This window comes from Hymenobacter sediminis (genome assembly GCF_003231285.1).
Taxonomy (GTDB): domain Bacteria; phylum Bacteroidota; class Bacteroidia; order Cytophagales; family Hymenobacteraceae; genus Hymenobacter; species Hymenobacter sediminis.
Map to the genome: position 1 here is coordinate 378,686 of NZ_QKNS01000005.1, position 20,428 is coordinate 399,113.

16 protein-coding genes are annotated in these 20,428 nt (G+C 53.9%); 9 read left to right on the top strand and 7 right to left on the bottom strand.

Annotated features, from left to right (window positions below; all coding sequences use genetic code 11):
• Positions 1-326 precede the first annotated feature (326 nt).
• Both DNI29_RS15545 and DNI29_RS15550 read left to right on the top strand, forming a co-directional pair.
• A complete protein-coding gene (locus DNI29_RS15545; RefSeq protein WP_110979040.1) occupies positions 327-2,114 on the top strand; it encodes an acyl-CoA dehydrogenase FadE in 1,788 nt (595 codons plus the stop codon).
• Positions 2,115-2,276: 162 nt separating this feature from the next.
• Complete coding sequence (locus tag DNI29_RS15550) at positions 2,277-3,701, top strand: Glu/Leu/Phe/Val family dehydrogenase (protein WP_110979041.1); 1,425 nt, start codon at positions 2,277-2,279, stop codon at positions 3,699-3,701.
• Between the two features lie 83 nt (positions 3,702-3,784).
• On the opposite strand, the gene DNI29_RS15555 is transcribed toward DNI29_RS15550, so the two are convergent.
• Positions 3,785-5,227 carry a hypothetical protein gene (locus DNI29_RS15555; RefSeq protein ID WP_110979042.1) on the bottom strand — a complete coding sequence of 481 codons (1,443 nt, stop codon included), beginning with the start codon at positions 5,225-5,227 and terminating at the stop codon, positions 3,785-3,787.
• A gap of 446 nt (positions 5,228-5,673) precedes the next feature.
• Between DNI29_RS15555 and DNI29_RS15560 the strand changes: the two genes are divergently transcribed.
• Positions 5,674-5,889 carry a hypothetical protein gene (locus DNI29_RS15560; RefSeq protein ID WP_110979043.1) on the top strand — a complete coding sequence of 72 codons (216 nt, stop codon included), beginning with the start codon at positions 5,674-5,676 and terminating at the stop codon, positions 5,887-5,889.
• Between the two features lie 134 nt (positions 5,890-6,023).
• Here the strand turns inward: DNI29_RS15560 and recG are convergent, their stop codons facing one another.
• The 4 genes from recG to mutY all read right to left on the bottom strand — a co-directional run bounded on the left by recG (position 6,024) and on the right by mutY (position 10,548).
• Positions 6,024-8,123: an ATP-dependent DNA helicase RecG gene (gene recG / locus DNI29_RS15565; RefSeq protein WP_110979044.1), complete on the bottom strand. Its 2,100-nt coding sequence runs from the start codon at positions 8,121-8,123 to the stop codon at positions 6,024-6,026.
• A gap of 75 nt (positions 8,124-8,198) precedes the next feature.
• The gene (gene gldD / locus DNI29_RS15570; RefSeq protein ID WP_110979045.1) at positions 8,199-8,795 is read right to left on the bottom strand and encodes a gliding motility lipoprotein GldD; all 597 of its coding nucleotides are present in this window, start codon (positions 8,793-8,795) and stop codon (positions 8,199-8,201) included.
• 139 nt (positions 8,796-8,934) lie between these two features.
• Complete coding sequence (locus DNI29_RS15575; RefSeq protein WP_110979046.1) at positions 8,935-9,360, bottom strand: single-stranded DNA-binding protein; 426 nt, start codon at positions 9,358-9,360, stop codon at positions 8,935-8,937.
• A gap of 96 nt (positions 9,361-9,456) precedes the next feature.
• Positions 9,457-10,548 (bottom strand): A/G-specific adenine glycosylase, encoded by a 1,092-nt coding sequence (mutY, locus tag DNI29_RS15580; RefSeq protein ID WP_238388115.1) that lies wholly within the window; start codon positions 10,546-10,548, stop codon positions 9,457-9,459.
• 198 nt (positions 10,549-10,746) lie between these two features.
• On the opposite strand from mutY, the gene DNI29_RS15585 reads away from it, so the two are divergent.
• The 4 genes from DNI29_RS15585 to DNI29_RS15600 all read left to right on the top strand — a co-directional run bounded on the left by DNI29_RS15585 (position 10,747) and on the right by DNI29_RS15600 (position 16,533).
• Positions 10,747-11,049 (top strand): HU family DNA-binding protein, encoded by a 303-nt coding sequence (locus DNI29_RS15585; protein WP_110979047.1) that lies wholly within the window; start codon positions 10,747-10,749, stop codon positions 11,047-11,049.
• 83 nt (positions 11,050-11,132) lie between these two features.
• A complete protein-coding gene (locus DNI29_RS15590; RefSeq protein WP_238388116.1) occupies positions 11,133-12,032 on the top strand; it encodes a tetratricopeptide repeat protein in 900 nt (299 codons plus the stop codon).
• Positions 12,033-12,364: 332 nt separating this feature from the next.
• Positions 12,365-13,972 carry an Rne/Rng family ribonuclease gene (locus DNI29_RS15595; protein WP_110979048.1) on the top strand — a complete coding sequence of 536 codons (1,608 nt, stop codon included), beginning with the start codon at positions 12,365-12,367 and terminating at the stop codon, positions 13,970-13,972.
• A gap of 224 nt (positions 13,973-14,196) precedes the next feature.
• On the top strand, positions 14,197-16,533 hold the full coding sequence (locus DNI29_RS15600; RefSeq protein ID WP_110979049.1) for a hybrid sensor histidine kinase/response regulator: 2,337 nt from the start codon (positions 14,197-14,199) through the stop codon (positions 16,531-16,533).
• 55 nt (positions 16,534-16,588) lie between these two features.
• Here the strand turns inward: DNI29_RS15600 and DNI29_RS15605 are convergent, their stop codons facing one another.
• Positions 16,589-17,263 (bottom strand): porin family protein, encoded by a 675-nt coding sequence (locus tag DNI29_RS15605; protein WP_110979050.1) that lies wholly within the window; start codon positions 17,261-17,263, stop codon positions 16,589-16,591.
• A gap of 109 nt (positions 17,264-17,372) precedes the next feature.
• On the opposite strand from DNI29_RS15605, the gene gldB reads away from it, so the two are divergent.
• Positions 17,373-18,383, top strand: coding sequence for a gliding motility lipoprotein GldB (gene gldB, locus DNI29_RS15610; protein ID WP_110979051.1), 1,011 nt, complete (start codon positions 17,373-17,375; stop codon positions 18,381-18,383).
• 2 nt (positions 18,384-18,385) lie between these two features.
• Complete coding sequence (locus DNI29_RS15615) at positions 18,386-19,588, top strand: glycosyltransferase family 4 protein (RefSeq protein WP_110979052.1); 1,203 nt, start codon at positions 18,386-18,388, stop codon at positions 19,586-19,588.
• Between the two features lie 35 nt (positions 19,589-19,623).
• Here the strand turns inward: DNI29_RS15615 and nth are convergent, their stop codons facing one another.
• Complete coding sequence (nth, locus tag DNI29_RS15620) at positions 19,624-20,343, bottom strand: endonuclease III (protein WP_110979053.1); 720 nt, start codon at positions 20,341-20,343, stop codon at positions 19,624-19,626.
• Positions 20,344-20,428: the final 85 nt, after the last annotated feature.

The following is a 20,428-nucleotide window of genomic DNA, read 5'->3' on the forward strand; positions in this document are numbered from 1 at the left end:
GTATCCTATCCGGCAGTCGGTGACGTGCGCCGCCGAAAAGCGTGGCAGCGTTTTTCAACGGAAAACTCACTTGGCCCACGGCACCGACCGCCGGATAGACTCCGTTTTCAGAACCAGATACTTATGTAAGCCATTCTGCTTCTAACGATTAGAAACCCCGGACGCTGGGGTTTCTTTTTCGGAAAGTAGTCGGCAAGCATAACATAATTTGTTATCTTTCGGTATCCCACCTAGAAGAGACTTGTGTGGGCCTAATAGTAGGCAAGCCGAGCATCTTCTCTCCTTTTTTGACTTCGATTTTTCCAACCCCAACATCTCACCCGGTCATGGAAGTAACTAACAAGCTTGTGAAAGGCGGCGAGTTCATTATCAAAGAAACCGCTGCGCAGGACGTATTCACCCCCGCCGATTTTTCGGAGGAGCAGAACATGATGCACCAGACTGCTCTGGACTTCGTGGAAAAGGAAGTGATGCCCCTTGTGGAGCGCCTCGACAACCACGAAGAGGGCCTGATGCGCAACCTGATGGAGAAATCGGGCGAGCTAGGCTTGTTCGGGGTGAGCATTCCGGAGCAGTACGGTGGGCTGGATATGGACTTCCCTACCTCCCTGCGCGTGACCGAAGCGGTAGGCGGTGGCCACTCGTTCCCGGTGGCTTTCGCGGCCCACACGGGCATTGCTATGCTGCCCATTCTATATTTCGGCAACGAGGAACAGAAGGCTAAATACTTGCCCGGCCTGACTAGCGGTGAACTGATGGGCGCTTACTGCCTCACGGAGCCCGGCTCTGGTTCCGACGCTCTTGGCGCCAAAACCAAAGCCATCCTAACCGAAGACGGGGAGCATTACGTGCTCAACGGCCAGAAAATGTGGATTACCAACGCCGGCTTTGCCGATGTGTTCGTGGTCTTCGCGCAGGTAGATGGCGACAAGTTCACGGGTTTCATCGTGGAAAAAAACACGCCCGGCCTCAGCCTCGGCAACGAGGAGCACAAAATGGGCATTAAGGGTTCTTCAACTCGCCAGGTGTTCCTTTCAGATGCCAAAGTGCCAAAATCAGCCGTACTCGGTGAGATTGGTAAGGGCCACCTGATTGCCTTCAACATTCTGAACATTGGCCGCATTAAGCTGGCGGCGGCCTGCCTGGGCGCTACCAAAATGGCGGCTACCTTGAGCGTGAAATACGCCAACGAGCGGGTGCAGTTCAAGCTGCCCATCAGTAAGTTTGGCGCTATTAAGTATAAGCTGGCTCAGCAGGCCGTGCGTATCTATGCCGTCGAGTCGGCTATTTACCGCGCCGGTATGGACATTGCCCGCATGGAGCAGGAATTGCTGGCCAAAGGCCAGAGCCACAATGAAGCCTTGCTGGGTGCCGCCCGTGAATTCGCCGTGGAGTGTGCTATGCTGAAAGTAGAGGGCTCTGAAGTGCTTGATTATGTAGTGGATGAAGGTGTGCAGGTGTATGGCGGCTATGGCTTCTCGGCCGACTACCCCATGGACCGCGCCTACCGCGACTCGCGCATCAACCGCATCTTCGAGGGCACGAACGAAATCAACCGCATGCTGGCCGTTGATATGATTCTGAAGAAGGCCATGAAAGGCGAACTGGACTTGATGGGTCCCGCTCAGGCCGTACAGCAGGAGCTGATGGCTATTCCGGATTTCAACCTGGAAGAAGAAACCGGCCTGTTCGCCGCGGAGAAAAAAACCATTGCCAAGCTGAAAAAAGCCATCCTGATGGTAGCTGGCACGGCCGTTCAGAAGTACATGAACTCGCTCGCTAAAGAGCAGGAAGTACTAATGAACATTGCTGACATGGCCATTAAGGTATACACTGCCGAAAGCACATTGCTCCGTGTAGAAAAAGAAGCTGGTGTAAAAGGCGAAGAGGCTGTTTCAGCACAAATCGACATTGCCCGTGTGTACCTCTACGACACCGTAGACCAGGTAAACAAGTTCGGCAAAGACGCTATTGCTTCCATGACGGAAGGTGACGAGCAACGCTTGCTGGCTATGGGCCTGAAGCGCTTTACCAAAGCCGACCTATTCAACGCCAAAGATGCCCGTCGTCGCATTGCAGACGTGCTGATTGCTGCCAATGAGTACGCTTTCTAAGTCACGGATTTAGCTAGATTAATTGGATTGCCTGAATTCATTCGGTAATCCTCTTTGCCAAAGCCGCTCCTGTTGCAGGGGCGGCTTTGTTGCGTTTTGGCACAACGGATTGTTGGGCTATTCGTTTGCAGGTAGATACTCCACCTTCAACTCCCACTAGGTATGGCCAACGAACAGGTACAGGGTAAGGACTTTTACGAAAGCGTGTTGCGGTTCTACGACCACGCGGCAAGCTTCTCGAAGCTGGACCCCGGCATCCTTGCTCAAATTCGAGCTTGCAATAGCATTTATAAGGTCAACTTCCCGGTTGAGATAGATGGTCATGTGCAGGTGTTCGAAGGTATCCGGGTGCAGCACAGTCATCACAAGCTACCCAGCAAAGGTGGTATCCGCTACAGTGTGTATGTAGATGAGGAAGAGGTTATGGCCTTGGCTACACTCATGACCTTCAAGTGCGCCTTAGTAGATGTACCGTTCGGCGGAGCTAAAGGCGGCGTGAAAATCAACCCGCGCACTACCCCAGTACATGTGCTGGAACGCGTTACGCGCCGCTATGCTACCGAGCTAATCAAGAAGAATCTTATCGGCCCAGGCATGGACGTACCTGCGCCGGACTACGGTACGAGCGGCCGGGAAATGGCCTGGATTGCCGACACATACATGACCTTTAAATATGGCGATACCAGCGCCTTAGGCTGCGTAACTGGCAAGCCTGTGGGCCAAGGCGGTATTCGCGGGAGGACCGAGGCTACTGGCCTAGGTGTGTTCTACGGCCTGCGAGAACTGCTACTGGATGAGCCTATGATTAAAAAAGCTGGCCTGACTAGCGGTGTGGCCGGTAAGCGCATAATTGTGCAAGGGCTAGGTAACGTAGGCTACTACGCTGCTCATTTCTGCCAGCAGGATGGGGGCCTTATTACTGGTATTGCAGAGCGTGAAGGCGGCATCTATAGTGAGACTGGCCTAGACGTGGCCGCCGTGTTCAAGCACCGTCAGGAAACAGGTTCTATCCTGGGTTTCCCCGGCGCGAAAGACGTGACGGAATCATTGGATTTGCTGGAGTATGAATGTGATGTGCTGATTCCGGCAGCGTTGGAAAACCAAATTCACGAGGGCAATGCGGCCAACATTAAGGCTAAAATCATTGCGGAAGGTGCCAATGGGCCTACCACGCAAGGCGCCGAGAAGATTCTGTTAGAGAAAGGCATCATCATCCTCCCTGATCTGTATCTGAACGCTGGCGGCGTAACGGTATCCTATTTCGAGTGGCTGAAAAACCTGTCCAACGTGCGTTTTGGTCGCATGGGTAAACGGGCTGAGGAAGGAGCTATGCGCCGCCTGGTGGCTACCATCGAGCGGACTACGGGCAAGACTATTACCCCAGAGGAACGTCAGCAAATTGTGCACGGCGCCGATGAAATCGACCTCGTGCGTTCCGGCCTAGAGGATACCATGATTACCGCCTATCAATCTATTCGCCAAGTTCTGGACGAAGTGGAAGGCATTACTGACCTACGTACTGCCGCATTTTATGCTGCCATTGAGAAGATTGGGGTGAGCTATCAGTCATTGGGCATCTTCCCATAAACTGCTCAGCAACGCCCTCAAAGAAAAGCGCCGTACCCAAGCTGGGTACGGCGCTTTTGCATATATAGCAGATGAGTTAAGCCTTACTTTACGGCTATCTTGTTCAGCATAAGTGCTGCAGACTTTTTGTTCGGGCGGCTTACCCCAATGATGACTTTAGGATCCAGCCAAGTAGTGAAGTCTTTCACGTAAGAAGGATTTTGGTCGGAGGCTACATTGAGGCTAAGGCCTTTGGGCTCCTGTACCGTTCCATTAAGCGCGTTCACACGGCGCAGAAACAGGTCAGACTTATTTTTGATCTTCTCCCAGGTTACTACCTGCAGCTCCGAGCCAAACAAGGCCGCCCGATACCCGATGCTGCTAAACCCTTCGGCAGCGGGAGCTACCTGATCCTTTGCGATAATGCGGTGCCAGGTTGGGGTCTGGAACTCGTTGTAGCCGAATAGGTGCAGTTCGCGGGTGTGGCCGGGTGATTCGTCACCGCCCTCTTCGTACTTCTTTTCAGCTATCACTACCAGTTGCTTTTCATCGGTCAGAAGCAGATCGGTCAGATACACATCTTCCAGGCGCTTTGCGGTAGAGTTGGTGGCTTTGTTGACCTCGGCTATGTATTCGGGCGTGAATTTCACCTCTGGGGCAAACTTCATGTCGCCTTCGGCAGAGAAATCAAATTTGACCAGCTTCAGGCTGTGATATAAACCCGTTTCCCGCTCGTTGCAGATGGCAGCCGCGTACAGAGTATTATCTGGCTGCACGGCAAACCGCGAGTCAAATACGTTCACTTCCTTACCGCCGAAAGTGCCCCCCACGGCCACCGACATCACCTTAACCTCCGGCGAATCGTTGCGGTAGCGGCGCACTGCCAGCTTCTTCATGCCGTCGCTGATCAGGGTCACGAACTGCGAGCCATCGTTTCCGACGTGGATGGTGGTAGAGAAGAAGGCACCTTGGTCATGAAAATCGTACGTGCGGTCTTTCAGTTTCGTCAGCTTCTCATCGAACACTGTAGCATTCACCGCCCTGATTTGCTCGTCGCGGGTGAGGTAGCGCCATACCACCAGCTTGGTACCATCAGGTGAAAAGGCTGCGCCGGGGCGACGGTCGCGCACGCCGGCTTCGATAAGTTTTTTGGCGGGATTTCTCTGGCCAGAGCTTAAGTCGAAGCTGTAGGCTAATAGCTGCTGGGCTGCTCCGGTAGCGTGAACTACTACGGTTGCCTGCCCATTGCTTCGCATGAAAGCATCCACGGTTTCGCCCGCACCAAGGGGTAGGGAAGTACTCCATAGTCGCTTCAGGTCAGTGTCGTAGCGCTCAATGGCGTACTCGCTAGCCGATTTGTGCGCCAGAATTACGAAGCCACCAGCCGGCAGGGGGAGGGCTTTGCGCGTTACACGCTGGTTGTAGCGGTCATCGGCACGTTCGGGCAGGTAGCTAAAAGGGGCCGATTTAACTCGTTGGGCTTGTGCTGGGGTAGCAAGAAAGCTAGCCAGCGTAAGGCCCGCCGCAAGCAGAAAAGAAAAGCGCACGGAGTAAAAGCAGTTAGGTGAAACAGAAGTCCGTAGGAAAACTGGATTCTCCAAAGGTACCTAACTTCATTTGTACTCCGGCTTTAGCCTTGCAGCAGTTACCCCTCTTTATAGCTTCACAGCTACTTTATATTTTCTTAATGCCCAATAGGTAGAGTTCTGAGGATGGATGCCGTTCTTTGCAGGAAAATACCATTAGGCAATTCCATAAATGGAGCCGGCTGAGCCTGATAGGGGATTTGAATAATATGAAAATTTGAATACTCTAGCCTCGGGTAGGTCGCGCTGTGTAGAAATTCGTCTGTGGTATTACAAGATTTTGGGTTTACTACCTCCATTTGCTGCAAAAGACGAGCGAGAGGTAGGGTTGGCTTAAAATTTGTAACACGTCGGCACCGTCATCATCTGGTAAACTAATTATGAAATCTTTACTTCGTTTTGTTCTTATGATTGCGCTGGTCGTTGCCGGCAAGCTGACTCGGCAGAGCCATACAGCTTCTGTTTCCGCATCGGCTGACCGCACCGTTTGGCAAATCCCGGCTCAGAACGCTTCTTTCTTTGAAAGCCAGACCGCCGTCAAGCGAAAGACCAACCAGGGTGGGGGAAACCACTTCTGGCAGGCCACCGCTCCCACTACGGTTCATGCCACTAGCTTAGAGTAGTTCTGCGGTAAGCGTCTTTTCTTAAAGGCGCTTTTTTTATGAGCTACCCAGAACGGAAAGCCCTACCCCCCACGCTTGTACCCAAGCGTGGGGGGTAGGGCTTTTCTTTTATTCTGACAGGTAGACTTGCGAAATCAGCTGATGCGGCTCCAGTTAACGGCAGTTGCGGGCAAACTCTCAATGTGCCGCCGAATAGCAACGTTTTCAGGTTTGGCCAAGCCAGGGTCGTCATTGATAAGTTGTTGAGCGGCAGCGCGGCTTTCAGTCAGGATACGGCCGTCCTTGGCCAGGTCCGCAATGAGCAGGTCCAGCACACCACTCTGCTGGGTACCCATCAGGTCGCCAGGGCCGCGCAGCTTCAGGTCGATATCGGCAATTTCGAAGCCGTTGTTTGTGCGAACCATGGTTTCAATGCGGGTCCGGGAGTCCTTGCTGAGCTTGTAGCCACTCATTAGAATGCAGTAGCTCTGCTCGGCCCCGCGTCCTACCCGGCCCCGGAGCTGGTGCAGCTGCGAAAGACCGAACCGCTCGGTGCTTTCAATGACCATTACCGAGGCATTGGGCACGTTCACGCCCACCTCGATAACGGTGGTAGCCACCATAATCTGAGTTTCATTTTTAAGAAAGCGCTGCATTTCGGCATCCTTCTCGGCGGCGCTCATGCGACCGTGCACAATGCTGATCTGAAACTCCGGGAAGGCACGGGCCACGCTCTCGTAGCCATCCATGAGGTCTTTATAGTCGCTCATGGTTTCACTTTCCTCAATGAGTGGGTACACGATGTACACCTGCCGGCCCAATTTTATTTGGTCGCGCAGGAAACCGAATACTTTCAGCCGGTTGGAATCGAAGCGGTGAACCGTAACGATGGGCTTACGGCCAGCCGGCAACTCATCAATTACCGATACATCCAGGTCGCCGTATAGCGTCATGGCCAGGGTGCGCGGGATGGGCGTCGCCGTCATGACCAGCACATGGGGAATGACGTGCGGATTTTTTTGCCAGAGCTTGGAGCGTTGCGCTACCCCAAACCGGTGCTGCTCATCCATGATGGTGAGGCCCAGGTTGCGGAACTGCACTACGTCTTCGAGCAGTGCGTGCGTGCCCACCAGCATGTGCATTTCACCGGAGCGAAGCTGCTCGTGCAGTACTCGGCGCTCGGCGGTTCGCGTGCTGCCCGTGAGCTTGCCAATTTTCAGTCCCAGCATATCAGCGAAGTGCTTGAGGCCAGTGTAGTGCTGATCGGCCAGGATTTCGGTAGGGGCCATTAGGCAACTCTGAGCCCCGTTGTCGGCGGCCATGAGCATGCTGATGAAGGCCACAATGGTTTTACCCGAGCCCACGTCGCCCTGCAGCAGGCGGTTCATTTGTTGGCCCGAGCAGAAATCCTTGTATATATCGTGAATCACCCGCTTCTGTGCCCCCGTAAGGTCAAAAGGCATCACGTTCTTATAGAAGTGCACCAGGGTAGGAACCTCCTTGAAAATCTGCCCCGCCAGCGTGACTTTACGCTGATCTTTCTGCCGCAGCAGCTTCAACTGCACATAAAACAGCTCCTCAAACTTTAACCGGAAACGGGCCGCCTGCAACAACTCAGTGCTCTGCGGAAAGTGAATTTGCTGGAGAGCAGTGGCTTTGCTCATCAGGCCATACTGCCGGATCAGATCTTCCGACAGTGTTTCGTGAACCTGAGGGAGGGCAATCTTGAGCAAATCGGCCACCATGCGGGCAATGGCCTTGCTATCGACGCGGTGGTAGTTCTTAAGCTTTTCGGAGGTGTTGTACACCGGCTGTAGGTAGCTCTGGCCGGCCTTCTGCTCGGTTACTTCTTCCATTTCCGGATGAGCCATCTGAGGGCGGCCCTGGAACATGGTGGGTTTACCGAAAACAATGTACTCCTGGTGGTTCTTAATGACCTTTTCCAGATAGTTTACGCCCTTAAACCAAACTACTTCCAACTCTCCACTGGCATCGGCTACCTTGGCTACCATGCGCTTTTTGGGGCCTTCGCCTACTACTTCCCGGTTACGCAGAATGCCCTTTACCTGCACGTATGGCAGGTCGTCGTGCAGGTCGCAGATGTTATAAAACTGAGTGCGGTCGAGGTAGCGAAAGGGGTAGCGTTGAATAAGGTCGCCGTAGGTAAACAGCCCCAACTCTTTCTGCAGCAGTTGAGCCCGCTGTAATCCTACCCCGCGGAGGTACTCTAATTTGGTCTGAAAAAAGTTACTCATATAGCTATGAGAATGAGCCCCAGGAATGAGGAGTAAAGAAGCGGTGGCAGCTTAATCTCCACTATCCTTCCGGGCTCATTGATACTGCAACGTATTCAACATCCGCACAATGTCCTGCTTCACATACTCGATAACCGGCGCAAGCGAGTCGTTGGCTGTAGCCGTGCGGAAATACAGGGCACCCCTGAAGAAGTGCTTGGTGCTATCGGTAGTGTAAAACTGAAACTGGCTGGGCACTTCGCCTTGTAGCTCGAACACGGAAACGCGCATGCCATTTGGCGTTTTTAGCACGTTCTCATCAATAGCCGTGGCTTTGATTTCGTGTTTGCTGGTGAGCTTACGCGCGTCCTCCAGCATCTTGCCATAAAGCTGTGGCTTTCTAGCTAAGTCAGCGTACGTAATCTGCACATTGGCTTGCAAGGAGGGGTAGTAAATGTTGATCCAGTGAGGCTGAGCCAAGTAAGAGGAGTCACGCAGCACCTTAGCATAGCGCGAGTACTCAAACCGGTACGGGTGCCCCGGCGCCAGCATCTGATACGCGTGGGGAGGCAGGTCGATGCGGTTGTATCCTTTGGGTTTGGGCGTGAAATCGGGGGTAGAGGTGCACCCCACCGCCAAAGCCAAGAGAGTAAAAACCGCGCCTCCGGCGCGTAGCATTCGTGAAACAGCCATGCGATGCAAAAGCAAATGAACTATCAAAGGTAGGTAAGAATAGGTGCGCATCCGTGGCTTGCTATCCCCAACGGTGCGCCAAACCAACGCAAAAAGCCCCGGCAAAACCGGGGCTTTCGTGCACAGGTGCCGGACCCGCCTAAAACGGCAGTTGATCCAGCTCTGGTTCCTGACGGAAGGTAGTAGGTGCTTCAGCTGCCGCTGCAGGAGCAGTTGCCCCTTCAGCGCCCTGTGGCCGGCCGCCTAACATGGAAATTTCGTCAGCTATGATTTCGGTGATGTAGCGGGTCTGGTTATCCTTGTCCTGGTACTGCCGGGTTCGGATTTTGCCTTCTACATACACCTGCTGGCCCTTACGCAAGTACTTCTCGGCTAGCTCAGCCAACCCGCGCCAAGCCGCAATATTGTGCCACTCTGTGCGCTCTACGCGGTTGCCCTGCTTATCCTTGTAGTACTCGTTGGTTGCCAAGGTAAAATGAGCTACGCTAGTGCCTCCTTCCAGATGGCGAACCTCCGGATCCTTGCCTAGATTTCCTATCAAAATAACTTTGTTTACCCCTGCCATATGCTTGATGGTTAGTTGCTTGAAAGAGAAGAATAGAGAGTTTTTACAGATATAAATATACTAAATAAGATCTAAATTGCCAAGTATATTAGGTGTTTAAATCCTGATTTTACTAATGTAGTTAGTTATAAGCATGGGTTTAGGTAGCGCCTCAATATCTGCCGCGCGGTAAGCTGCTAAGCCTGCCTTTGCTAGTGCCTGAGGGGGTAGAGGCTCTGCTAATTGCACCAGGTGAAAACGTGCTTCTACTTTCTGGTGGCTTAGCACATGCCGCAAGCTGTGCACTGGCTCCTCTGCTCCATTCGCCACAAACCGACCGCCTAATAACTCTACCGCATCAACCACATGCTGAGCTGGTAGGTCAGCCGTGTCAGCTTCATGCAGGGCAAAGTCATATAAGCCTTCCCAAATATCCTTAGGGCCGCGCTTACGCATATACAAGGTGTCTTCGTGGCGCAGCACTAGGTAGTGAAAATAGCGGGTGCGCGAGGCCTTGGCTTTGCTTTTTACTGGCAACTCCTGCACCATGCCATGCTGAAACGCATAGCATTGGCTTTGTAAGGGGCAAAACAAGCAGTCAGGTTTAACGGGAGTGCACTGAATAGCGCCAAACTCCATAATAGCCTGGTTGAACTCAGCCGGGTGCTCTGCGGGAATCAGTGTGTCGGCCAGTTGCTGAAACACTTTGCGGCTGGCCGGGGCAGCAATATCCTGCGTCAGGCCAAACACGCGCGCCAACACCCGGTATACATTGCCATCAAGCACGGCTACCCGCTCATCGTAAGCAAACGATGCAATGGCGGCGGCTGTGTATTGTCCTACCCCCCGCAGCTTTAGCAATCCATCATAAGTGCCCGGAAATACGCCGCCAAACTCCTGCACTACCTGCTGGGCCGTATGGTGCATGTTGCGGGCCCGCGAGTAGTAGCCCAAGCCTTGCCAATGACGTAGCACCTCATCCTGCGGAGCTGCTGCTAGGTCATGCACAGTTGGGTAGCTACTAATAAAATCGAGGTAGTAGGGTAGGCCCTGCTTCACGCGGGTTTGCTGCAGAATCACCTCCGACAGCCAGATGGCGTACGGGTCGCGCGTATGGCGCCAAGGTAGGTCGCGGCGGTGGCGCGGATACCAATTAAGCAGTGCTGTTGCAAACCAAGGTTGGGAAGACGCTGTTTGAGGAAAAGTCAAGGCTTTGAGAAAGAATAAGTTGGATGCAACCGGGGAAGCCCACTGGAATGCAGGGAAACCATTTGTAAAACCAAAAAAGGAGGCTACCTTTGTGCCCCTCAAAACGTAGGCAAACTCTTACCGGGCAAGTGCTTACGTTTTGGGGAATGGCATAAGTTGCCAGCAGAACATTTTTCACTCCCTAGTACACTTACCAGCGTGACTAAAGCAGAAGTAATCGCCGAAATTGCCGACAAAACCGGCATCGAGAAAGCAGACGTTTCGGCTACCGTAGAAGCCTTCTTCAAAGTTGTGAAGGACTCCATGGCCGAAGGCAACAACATCTATGTGCGTGGTTTTGGCTCCTTCGTGAACAAAAAACGCGCTAAGAAAGTAGCCCGTAACATCTCGAAAAACACGTCGATTATCATCGACGAGCACTTCATCCCAAGCTTCAAGCCGTCCAAGACCTTCATTGGCAAGATCAAGAACAGCAAGAAGATCAAAGAACTGGCTGCCTAATCACCTGTTGTTGTAATATTGCCGGCTGAGCCGCTGGGAATTCCCGTCTGGGAAGCCCGGCGGCCTGCTTTTTTCTCGTCCTGATGGCTACTACTTCCAAGCACCAACTTCTAATTCTGGCTCTAGCCGTAGCGCTGGTAGCCGGTTTGTTTTTGTTGCCGAAAGTAATCGTCAAGCCCAAGGAAGCCAAAGGCACCCTGGCCCAGGATGGTGCCCGTACTGCCAACCGCGACAACGGTGCGGCCGCTCCGTCCGTAGCATCTGTAGATGCCATGGGCAAGCCAGTAGGAGCTACTGCCGAACAGCCGCATATGACGATTCCTGCTGCCCAGCGCAGCGAAATCAATGGGCTGCTGGCTAAGTACAAGGCATCAAACTCCGCTGATCTGACGGGCCGACTCCGGCTGGCCCAAGAGCTGGCAGCTAAGTACAAAGCCGTTGAAAAGTTCGACAGTGCTGGTTACTACTACGAGCAAGTAGCCTTGGCTCGCCCTGGTGAGCAGGCTTGGAAACGGGCTGCTGACGAATACTTCGAAGCCTACAGCTTTGCGGCTACCGAAGAACGGCAGAAGCTGTTGGGGGCTAAGTGCCAAGAGTTGTACGGGAAGGTGTTGAAAAACAACCCCGATAACCTTGATGCTAAAACCAACCTCGGCATGGCGTATATGGCCAGCTCCAATCCGGTGCAGGGCATCACGCTGCTACGTGAAGTTTTAGCTGCTGATCCTCGAAACGAAAAAGCGCTGTATAACCTTGGTTTCTTGGCGATTCAGAGCAGCCAGTTTGATCGGGCTGTGGAGCGTTTCCAGGAATTGATCAAGGTTAACGCCGAAAACGTCAACGGACAGTTTTATCTTGGCGTCGCTTTAGCCCAGACTGGTGCTAAAGAGGAAGCCCGGAAAGCCTTTCAGAAGGCAAAAAGCCTCAGCACTGACCCAGCCTTGGCTGCGTCGGTTGATGAGCAACTCCAGAAGCTGAACTAAGTATTTTTTACACCCTTAACCACTTCAACTCATGCCCTGCGGTAAAAAGAGAAAGCGTCATAAGATTGCCACTCACAAGCGGAAGAAGCGTCTGCGCAAGAACCGTCACAAGAAGAAGTAAGCCCTCCCGGGGTTTGCTGGCGGCATCTTTTCACTAGAAGAATGTCCGTCTATCTCTCACTTAGGTTCTCTGAGAGTGGCCAGAAGTTTGCTTTCCCCGTGGCTTAAAAGGGAAGCTGGCGCTTTGTGCGCTGGCTTCCCTTTGCGGGTTTCGGGGGTAGCAGCTTTGCTGATGGCTTATTTCAGAGCCCCTTTTCTAACCGCTTAATCCATTGAGTAACGAATTAATCATTAATTCTACTCAGGACGGAGAACGGATTGCCCTGCTACAGGACAAGCGGCTCATCGAATATCATTTCGACCGCAACGACACCGCCTATTCGGTGGGTGACATTTTCCTGGGCACGGTCAAGAAAGTTATGCCCGGTCTGAACGCCGCGTTCATTGACATTGGGTATCAAAAAGACGCCTTCCTGCACTACGGCGACTTGGGGGAGAATTTTCCCTCCCTAGTGAAGTGGGGCAAAGGCGTACAATCGCAGAAAATTACCGTTGGCCCCCTGAAAACCTTCCAGTTTGATGGGACGCTCGACAAAGTCGGTAAAATCGACAACACGCTTAAGAAGGGCCAGCAACTGCTGGTTCAGATAGTGAAGGAGCCTATCTCTACTAAGGGCCCGCGCCTGTCCACGGATATTTCCATGGCTGGCCGCTACTTAGTGTTGGTTCCGTTTTCAAATACCATCAGCGTATCCAAGAAGATTGTCAGCAAGACGGAGCGAGAGCGGCTCAAGCGGCTTATTGCCTCCATCAAGCCCGACAACTTTGGCGTGATCATCCGCACTGTGGCCGAAGGCCGCGAGGTGGCTGAACTCGACAAGGATATGCAAAGCATGGTGAGCAAGTGGGAGACCCTCTTCCAGAACCTGCGCACGGGCAAGCCCAACGACAAGGTGCTGGGAGAACTGGGCCGCACGAGTTCCATGCTGCGCGACATGCTCAACGAGTCGTTTGATGCCATTACTGTGGACTCGACGACGATGTATGAGGAGATGCGCAGCTACCTGCAGCAGATTGCGCCAGATAAGCTGGGGCTCCTGAAGCTGCACACCGGCAAGGTGAAAATCTTCGAGCAGCACGGAATTGAAAAGCAGCTGAAAACGCTGTTTGGCAAAACCGTAACAGTGCCCGGCGGCGGTTACCTTGTCATTGAACACACGGAGGCCCTGCACGTCATCGACGTGAACTCCGGCAACAAGAGCAACCAGGAAGGCGACCAGGAGGCTACAGCCCTGCACGTAAACCTCGCGGCCGCCAAAGAGGTAGCCCGCCAGCTTCGGCTGCGCGATATGGGCGGCATTATCGTCGTCGATTTCATTGACATGAAATCGGGCGAGAGCCGGAAAAAGGTGGAAGACGCGGTGCACAGCATCATGAAGCAGGACAAAGCCCGCTACACCATTCTTCCCATTACCAAGTTTGGCCTGCTTCAGATTACCCGGCAGCGCGTGCGGCCGGCCGAAGCCATTGTCACCGGTGAGGTGTGCCCTACCTGCGGTGGCACGGGCAAGATTTCGGCTTCCATCCTCGTGACGGACGAAATCGACAACAGCATTGACGACCTGCTGGTAGCGCAAAACCAGTCGGGTATTACGCTTTCAGTGCACCCTTTCCTGCATGCCTACTATACCAAAGGGTTGGTGAGCCGACAGATGAAATGGTACCTGAAGTATTATAAGTGGGTGAAGGTGATGAAAGACACTAGTCTGGGCCTCACCGAGTACCGCATCGAGGACGAGAACGGCGAGGAAATCGAGCTGCACTCGGCCGCGGCGGCCATGAGCCGGTTGCAGGACCGGGAAGTGGAAATAACTGACTGACGGATTTTTTCTGCGAGAAAACTCCTCCTGATAGAAGAAAAGCCCGCGTTACAGCCAGTAACGCGGGCTTTTTCATAGCAGCAGGGGGTAGGAGCAGAAAGAATAGCGCAACTGTTCGCTTGCTTGAACTGCTGGTTAGCTGGGTAAAACCGCGTATTCATCCAGAAAGAGAAACTGTTGGGCGAGGATACTGGTACTTTGGAGGGCGCCCTACCATTTCTCCTATGTCTACCCCCTCTTTCGGCACTACCCCCTCGTACTTGAGCTTAGAGCAGGCTCACCTGCGAATTCAGGAGTTGGAGGCTGCGCTGAATGACGCCGTGGGCCGTGCTGATAGCACCTCCAGACGCCTACGTCAGTTAATGAATAACCTCCAGGAAGGGATTCTACTAACGGATAAAGCCGGCCGCATCGACTTGATAAATGAGCGGTTTTGCGAGCTATGGGAATTGGATGAGCCGGCATCGTACTGGCTGGGGCGGGCCTGGCAGGAACTAGCGGCGGTGTTGGTGCCCCTAACGGCTGACCCAACGGCTTTTGAGCAGCAGGTTCACCAGAAGCGCCAAAAAGGGGAGCCTGTCTTCAACGATCCGGTAGAGCTGGTAGATGGGCGGGTGCTGGAGCGGGATTTCATGCCCATGCAAGCGGGCCCCGACGATACTATGCATGTGCTAATCCGGCTGCGGGACGTTACTGAATACCACCGCGCGATGACACAATTGCGCGCGATAGCCAGTATTCCTAGCCAGAACCCAAACCCTATTTTCCGGCTCGATGTAACGGGCCAATTGCTGTACACCAATCCGGCCGCCAATAGCTTATTCCAATCATTAGCCGATGCCGACCAAAACAGGTTATTGGCTAAAGCGCAAGGCTTGGCTTCTACGGCCTTGGCGCACAGTCAGCCTTGGCAGGTAGATATTTCGGTAGGAGAAGGTTTCTTCGCGGCTTTTGTGGCGCCCTTTGCCGAAGAAGGCTATGCGAATATCTACCTCGTTAACATTACGAAACGCATTCTGGCCGAGCAGGAACTTAACCGCGCTAAGGATGAGGCTGAGGCGGCTCTGAAAGCGCGCGAGAATTTCTTGGCTAACATGAGCCATGAAATACGTACGCCCATGAACGGAGTGCTAGGTATGGCCGGACAGCTAGCGAAAACCCGCCTCGATGGACGGCAGCAGGAATTTGTCCGCATCATCCGAAGCTCCGGCCAGCATTTGCTTAGCATCATCAATGATGTGCTAGACATGGCTAAAATTACCTCGGGCAAGCTAGAGTTTGAGCAAACTGCCTTTAACCTCTGCGATTCACTAGGCGAGGCTCTTCAGCCCTTGGTAATGCAGGCAATAGAAAAAGGCCTGACGGTAGCTGCTACCCCCCTCCGCGACTCGTGCCCTTTGCCTTGGGTAACCGGCGACCCGTACCGAATCAATCAGGTAATGATTAATCTGATGGCCAATGCTATCAAGTTTACAGAACCTGGAGGGCACATCACAGTAATGAGCCGGCAGTTGGGCGCCACAGATAACGCGCTGGAGGTGGAGTTTCTGGTTGCGGATACCGGCATTGGAATTCCGCCGGAGCAACAGACCCGTATTTTCGAAGGCTTCACGCAGGCCTATGCCGATACGACCCGGCGTTTTGGCGGTACGGGGCTAGGCCTGAGCATTTCGCGGGCCATTGTTGAGCAGTTAGGAGGTGAGTTGACGGTGGAAAGTGAGCTGGGCAAGGGTAGTACCTTTCGGTTTGTACTGACCCTACCCCGCACGCCCGCCGTAACGCTTGAGCCCACTGTTTCTTCCTTCGATACTGGTGCATTACGCGGCCGTCGGGTGCTCCTAGTAGAAGATAACGAAATCAACCGCGACGTAGCCCGTATGCTGTTAGAAGAGTGGGGAGTTGAGGTAGATGAAGCCGAAAACGGGCAGGTAGGGGTAGAAATGCTACAGCACCAACTTTACGATGCCGTGCTCATGGACATTCAGATGCCGGGCATGAGCGGGCTGGAGGCTACAGCCGTCATCCGGCAGCTACCGGACCCGGCTCGCGCTAACGTGCCCATTCTGGCTCTCACGGCCAACGCCTTTCGGGCCGATAATGCCCGCTACTTAGCCGCCGGTATGAATGCCTGCCTGACGAAACCCTTCGAAGAAGCGGACCTCTATCAACACCTCGAAAGCTTGCTAGCAGAGGCAACTTCTACCGCTCCTGCCAGCTACGACCTAACCAAACTGCGGAGCCTGGCGCATGGTCGCGATGCTTTTGTGGTAAAGATCATCCGGTCGTTTCTGACCAACATGCCCGCTAGCTTGACCCAACTGAATGCTGCCGCTGCCGCCAACGACTGGTCTCAGGTAGCGACCATCATTCACCATATCAAGCCTGGAGTTGAGTCGTTGGGCATACGCGAAGTACTACCCCTGATGCAGCAGCTAGAGCAGCAGAATGCTGAGTTTACGGAGCCGGCCCGGCGCGCGGCCGTAGCCCAAGTAGCTGCCCGGCTCCAACAGGCCCTGCATGAACTACCGCAGGAATTGCCTGCTACTCGTGATATAGGATAGCAACAACAAGGCCCACGCATAAAGGATGCGCGGGCCTTGTTCATTACGTGGCGAGCTAGAACTTCATACCGAGGTCCAAGGCGAATTCGCTGTTTTTCAGTTCTACATCTTTGAAGCCGCGCTCATCCTCGAAGTAGTTGTCGATGTTGAGCAGGCCACGGTGGTAGCTCAAACCCGCTAGTACACGGGTGCTTTTACCCAACTGACGCTCTACCCCAAACCCGGCCCGCAGGCCTACATCCGGAATAATAACGTGCTTGGCAGCTTTGGTTTTTTCCAGTGTAGCGGGGTCGGTGTAATACTTGTCGCCGCCTATGCGGCCGGCAATGGCAGCATTCAGAGAGCCACCAAGCTGGAAATAGAGCTTCGTGTCGGTAGCAATGTCGTTCGTGAATAGCTTCACCGTGACGGGTACCTGCAGGTACTGCAGCCCGATTTTCTGCTCCGCCCGCCGCTGCGGGTTCAGGGTAGGGTCGAAGTAACTCACGGTGCCGCCTTTGCCGGTGAGCTCTAAGCCAGTGCTGAAGGCATAGTTCTCACCGAAAAAGTAATCGACGATGATGCCACCACCAATGCCGAGCTTGGCTTTTTCGTTTTGCAACCCGTTCTCCAGCGAGTTGGCGCGGAGGTGGGTAATGGAAGGCGAAACTTTCAACCCAATTTCAACCTGAGCGGAGGCAGCACCAATGGTGGCGCCGCTGATAACAAGGGCAAGCAAAGCTTTTTTCATGGCAGTTACGGAATTACAAGTAGGGGAAACACGATGCCACGGCGGTTGGCCGTTCCGTTTTGGCTAATTTCGCCTTAAAGATAGAACCGTGATGCACATTCCTGCCCGTATGCGGGCCCTCCTCGCGACCCTGCTGGTAGCCGGACTAGGCCTAAGTGCCTGTTCCCGCGGCCAAGAAAGCTGTGAACTGGACCCTGAAGTTGCCAAGGTTTCGGCTCCGGTAACGGTGGAGCGCCTGGAGAAGCCGTTTTTCCAGATTAAAAACCCTGTTGATGCGGAACGCTTCCTGCGAGAGCATGGGCTTTTTGCGCGGCAGTTTTTGCAGAGCGGTCAATACCCGGCCAGTGTGCTTAGTGCTACCCTGGCGCGCTTGGCTACCAATGCCGGTCTTCAGAAGCTGGGTGCCCAGGCCGATACTACCTTCCGCACAGAACAGCTGCAGCAGCAACTGCAGCCCATGTTCCAGCATATCCGCTACTACTTTCCCGATTTCCGGGTCCCCCCGGTAAAGACGTTTGTCAGTGGGCTGAGCCAGGATTTATTTGTGAATGACAGCTTGCTGGTTATCAGTACCGACTTTTTTGTGGGTCCGAAAGCAGCTTACCGTCCTAATGTGCCGGTTTACATTCAGCGCCGCTACACCAAGGAGCATGTGCTACCTACCGCCGCGCTGGCCATCAGCAGTAAGTACAACCAGAAGCAGATCACCAACCAAACCATGCTAAGCGAAATGGTGCAGTTCGGTAAGTCGCTGTACTTCGCGGAAAAGGTGCTGCCCTGCACCGCCGATTCGCTAATTATGGGCTATACCGATAGAGAAATGGCCGGAGTAGTCTTTAACGAAGGCAAAATCTGGGCTCACTTCATTGATAAAAATCTGCTCTACAACACGGCTCCCTTCACTATTCAGAAATACATTGGAGAGCGGCCCAACATTCCGGAGATTGACAAGACGTGCCCGGGTAGGGTAGGGGCCTGGATTGGCTGGCAGATTGTGCGCAAATACATGGCCGAGCATCCCAATGTGACTCTAAAGCAGTTGATGGCTGAAAAAAATGCCCAGCGCATTCTGAACGAGTCGCGCTACCGGCCTAAGCAGAACCGGGGCCGCCTCAGCTAGCCATGCACATTGCCGTCTTCAGCCAGTATCACACAAACCCCGACTGCCCTGCCACCAGTCGGCACTACTCGCTGCTGGCGCAGATGGCCCAAAAGCACAGGGTTACCTTAATTACTACCCGCACCTGGGAGACGCAACGCCTAACGCAGGCATTTCCCTGGCTACCAGAGGGCGTAGAAATGCGGGCTGCTGCGGTACCGTATGAAAATAAAATGGGGGTAGCGCGGCGGGTATTATCCTTTGGCCGGTATGCTGCCTATGCCCTACGAGAAGGGCTGCGCATTGATAAACCCGACGTCATCTGGGGCATCAGCACCCCCTTAACGGCGGCCTGGGCCGCGGCTCAGGTTGCACGTCTGCGTCGGGTGCCGTGGGTATTTGAGGTGCAGGATTTGTGGCCTTCCTTCCCGATTGCCATGGGGGCCGTCCCTAGCAAGCTGGCTCAACGTCAGCTCTACGCCTTGGAGAAAAATTTGTACCAATCGGCCCGCCATGTCTTACCCCTCTCGCCAGACATGACCTCCTACGTGCGGCAACTAGGCTTACCCGCTGAGAAGCTGACGACCGTGCTCAACGGCACAGACCTGGATCTGGCCGCTAGGGCCACGGAAGAGGCTGTGATGGCCCTACGGCAGCAGCATGGCTTGGTAGGGCGGCGCGTGATTTTGTACGCGGGTACATTTGGGCGGGCCAATGATATTCCTACCTTAATAGCCGCTGCCGAACAGTTGAGCCAGCAGCATCCCGAGGCAATCTGGCTGTTTATGGGGCATGGGTATGATGAGCCTTTGTTGAGAGCTGCAGCTGTACGCTGTCCTGCTATCCGGCTGGTACCAGCTCAGCCACGTCACGCCGTCTTCACCTGGTTCCGTCTGGCCGATGTAGCAGTAGTTTCCTTTTTGGGGCTGCCCGTGCTCGATGCCAACTCTCCGGCTAAGTTCTATGACAGCCTAGCCGTGGGTACACCGGTTATCGTCACGAATCAGGGCTGGACGAAAGCCTTGGTGGAGCAGCACGGCTGCGGCTGGTTTACCCCGGCCAGTGAGCCTGCTAAAATGAGCCAGCTACTAGCTGATCTGCTAAAGCATCCGGACCAGTTGCTAGCGGCAGGAGCCGTCGGCCTGAAAGTAGCGGAGGCGCAGTTCAACCGACTGCATATTGGGGCGACAATTCAGAGGGTTCTGGAAGGTGCCGCGAATCAATGATTTTGGTGTATATACTTCTTAGTGCTACTTATGTACTAAGTTGTGCTTTTGCCTGGCAAATGTGGGGCTTGACGCTGTTTAACAGGTTTTTTATCAGGGGTAAGCTCCTGTTTCGATACCACATCAGTGTAATACTTGCACCAGCTTTTAAGCGGACAGATACTGCACTTTGGATTTCGAGCTACGCAGATGTAACGGCCGTGCAGAATCAGCCAGTGGTGGGCTTTCGGCACCAACTCCTGCGGAATGTAACGCACCAACTCTTTCTCCACAGCTAAGGGGGTAGTGGCTGAGCGCGGCACCAGTCCTAGCCGGTGCGACACCCGGAAAACGTGCGTATCCACAGCCATAGCTGGCTGGTTATAGATAACCGACACCACTACGTTAGCCGTTTTGCGGCCTACCCCTGGAAGGCGTTGCAACTCCTCAATAGTGCTGGGTATTTCGCCCCCGAACTCCTGCATCAGCAGGCGGCCGAGCCCTGCCAAGTGTTTCGCCTTGTTGTTGGGGTAGGAGACACTGCGGATGAAGGGGAATATCTCCTCGGCAGATGCGGCTGCTAGGTGCGCGGGGGTAGGAAATTGCTCCAACAGTGCCGGCATAATCTGATTTACGCGCTTATCGGTGCATTGGGCACTGAGCACCACGGCCACAATCAGCTCGTAGGGGTTGGAGTATACCAGTTCCGTTTTCGGTTCCGGAAAATTGGTCGTGAAATAATCGAGGAAGTGGCGGAACCGCTCGGGCTTACGCATACGGCAAAGGTGAAGTGCTCTGCAAAGTACAGGCAAAAAAATGTCCTTGCGTGCAGAAGCTGCCAGAAGCTCCTGCACGCAAGGA

Coding starts and splice junctions, on each gene's coding strand:
- gldB (WP_110979051.1), top strand. CDS start 17,373: ATGCGGGCCCTCCTCGCGACCCTGCTGGTAGCCGGACTAGGCCTAAGT.
- DNI29_RS15600 (WP_110979049.1), top strand. CDS start 14,197: ATGTCTACCCCCTCTTTCGGCACTACCCCCTCGTACTTGAGCTTAGAG.
- gldD (WP_110979045.1), bottom strand. CDS start 8,795: ATGGCTGTTTCACGAATGCTACGCGCCGGAGGCGCGGTTTTTACTCTC.
- DNI29_RS15605 (WP_110979050.1), bottom strand. CDS start 17,263: ATGAAAAAAGCTTTGCTTGCCCTTGTTATCAGCGGCGCCACCATTGGT.
- nth (WP_110979053.1), bottom strand. CDS start 20,343: ATGCGTAAGCCCGAGCGGTTCCGCCACTTCCTCGATTATTTCACGACC.
- DNI29_RS15545 (WP_110979040.1), top strand. CDS start 327: ATGGAAGTAACTAACAAGCTTGTGAAAGGCGGCGAGTTCATTATCAAA.
- DNI29_RS15560 (WP_110979043.1), top strand. CDS start 5,674: ATGATTGCGCTGGTCGTTGCCGGCAAGCTGACTCGGCAGAGCCATACA.
- DNI29_RS15575 (WP_110979046.1), bottom strand. CDS start 9,360: ATGGCAGGGGTAAACAAAGTTATTTTGATAGGAAATCTAGGCAAGGAT.
- DNI29_RS15590 (WP_238388116.1), top strand. CDS start 11,133: ATGGCTACTACTTCCAAGCACCAACTTCTAATTCTGGCTCTAGCCGTA.
- DNI29_RS15615 (WP_110979052.1), top strand. CDS start 18,386: ATGCACATTGCCGTCTTCAGCCAGTATCACACAAACCCCGACTGCCCT.
- DNI29_RS15550 (WP_110979041.1), top strand. CDS start 2,277: ATGGCCAACGAACAGGTACAGGGTAAGGACTTTTACGAAAGCGTGTTG.
- recG (WP_110979044.1), bottom strand. CDS start 8,123: ATGAGTAACTTTTTTCAGACCAAATTAGAGTACCTCCGCGGGGTAGGA.